General features: G+C 38.3%; 1 protein-coding gene. It reads left to right on the top strand.

All coding sequences use genetic code 11. The annotated features are described in order from the left end of the window. Positions 1-259 precede the first annotated feature (259 nt). A partial coding sequence (locus Q0A12_RS03615; RefSeq protein WP_291291317.1) for a Cna B-type domain-containing protein occupies positions 260-2768 on the top strand: 2509 nt, incomplete at its 3' end.

The raw sequence follows: 2768 nt of genomic DNA on the forward strand, positions 1-2768 counted from the left end.
CGTAAATACTTCATGAATACTAGTTTATTTCTTTTTTTTTGGAATTTTTAATAGAAAAAAATAATTGGAAAAATAGTTAATATATATTTAATTTATTTTAAGATTATTTTGTAGTTTTTTATATTATTTAAACGTTGATTGTATATATAATTTTTTTCATATTTCTCACAGAAAAGATTTTATGCGCTTTTTGCTTTTCTACTTTTTTGCGCTTAAGATAGTAGCCGAAATGATATAGGTAGGTTAGGGAGCGAAGAAAATGATGAATTTTGTGAAAAATAAAGTATGGAATGGGTTGGCGGTGATAATGATCTTATTGCCTTTCTTTAGCTCATTTGTTTCAGCAGTTCCTGTTGTGGCAGATACTACGGAAGGAAAGTCTGTGACGATTTTTGCTAATCAGCAGGGAAGTGCAACGATTGCCTATCAAACAGATGCCACAAATAAAAAAATTCAATGGACACTGACAGTACAAAAGAATCAGCAATCTGAGTCAAATCAGTTAGGCTTTTATTTAAAAAATCAAGATCAACCGATTCCACTTACAGCTGTTGCAAGCAACAATGTACCTTTTAAGGTTGATACAGATAGTCAGGCATTACTTGAATCCACGGCTAGTCAATCCTTTGCAACAACAACGATTACTTTCACAACGGATCAAATCGACTCCTTAGACATACAAGGTTTTCAGTTAACCGCAAAAGATGCTCCAAAGACCACCTTATTAGGAGACAATTGTCAATTAACTATTGTGCATCCTGACGCAACGAGCAAGGATACTGCTACAGACAGTTCTACTGTGACAAAGGACACCCAGGCAAGCGAGACCACGACGAATGACTCAAGCAATGTCCAAAGTTCTCAAACGGAAGCAGCATCCACCAAGTCCAAATCTAAATCAGACACTGCTTCTTCGACAGTAGAGGAAGCAAGTGCAATCCCTAGTCCTGGCCATGCAACGACCGATATTGCTGGCAGTGATGAAAATCTTTTAGGGATCGCTCAAAACTTTCATATTTTTGCCAATCAAGCAACGATCAATACCCATATGAATGGGAATATCGCAGTAAAAAATTTAGCCGCCAATGCTAATTTTGGAACAAATATCCATAGTGGTGCAATCAAAACGGATATCAGCTATATCCAATCTCTTTCAACAATTGCTAACTCGTCTTTTGTCTCAGCGACTGGGTCAAGAACGAACAAAGTAGTATTTGGTCCGAATGTCGATATCTCTTTGGAAGATCAAAATCATCAACCTGCGGTGTATATCAACAATCAACGGATGGATCACTTAAAGACAGATGAAGTGTTCCAAGATTCTTCTGCAAGCGATCCTTATATTGATTTTGATCAAACCTTTGCCCAATTAAGACAGACCTCGACGAAGCTTGGCCAGTTCAGTCAATCAGCAGGGGTAACGAAAGATTTTACAGACAATAATCAACGTGTAGTCAAACTTGCTGCAGCTACTCCTAGTACAGGGAGTGTGGTCTTAACAGTAGTGGACGACTACGGTCTTCCTCTTCCAGGCGCGCTGATTGAATTAGAAGATCGGCTTAAAGATAAAACGATTGATGAAGATGTGACGGACAATGAAGGAAAAGTTGTTGCGGAAAATCTTCCAATCATAGGCCCTTATGCTTTTATAGAAGAAAAAGCACCAACTGGTTATCAAATTGATCCCAATCCATTAGTGTTTGTAGAGAAGCCTGAAGTAGGCGACGATCAAAAAGTGATTGTTACATTAACAAAAGCAGAATTGGAACAGAATACACCAATCACGATTTCTGGAATCTCAAAAAACAAAGGTGTCATTATTAATGTTGATACCGAAGGGGCATCGGAAGTTAATATCCAATCACAAATCAAGCTGAACTATTTGGATGGCAATAATCGAAATAACCAAGAGACGGAAGATTTTGATGATTCAGTAGTTCTTTGGAATTTTATCAATCGATCAAAGGATCAAACAATTACCTTCAACAGCCCATTTCAAGGAACTGTTTTGGCACCTGATGATACGATTCGGGTCCAACAAAATCTTGATGGCAGTATCATTGCAAATAACGTGTTGATCAATTCAGATTCTCATAGATGGGATATGCAAACCAATGAAGCTACACCATCCACACTTCAGTTGCGAATGGTCAACAAAAAATTTGCTAAGACTACGATAGATGTGAGTGGTACTAAGACATGGAAGGATAATCAAAATCAATACAATACCCGACCAGATAGCATCACGGTGGATTTACTGCAAAATGGTACCAAAATCGCTAGTCAAGACGTTAAAGCCGACGCAAAAGGCAACTGGTCTTACACCTTCACCGATGTACCAAAAACTGATGATGAAGGCAAGGAATACAACTACACGATCCGTGAAGAAACCGTTAAAGGGTATGAAACAAAAGTAGATGGAATGAACCTAATCAATAGCTATCAAGGGGAAATGACCACTATCAAAGGTACAAAAACATGGGAAGACAACCAAAATCAATACAATACTCGACCAGACAGTATTACGGTGGATTTACTTCAAAACGGCACGAAAGTAGCCAGTCAAGTAGTTAAAGAAAATAAAAACGGAGAGTGGACCTATACCTTCACCGATGTACCGAAAACCGATGCCACAGGCAAAGAATACAACTATACGATCCGTGAAGAAGCGGTTAAAGGGTATGAAACCAAAGTAGATGGAATGAACCTAATCAATAGCTATCAAGGCGAAGTGACTACCATCAAAGGTACCAAAACGTGGGAAGACA

Source organism: Enterococcus sp., assembly GCF_022711995.1.
Classification (GTDB): domain Bacteria; phylum Bacillota; class Bacilli; order Lactobacillales; family Enterococcaceae; genus Enterococcus_D.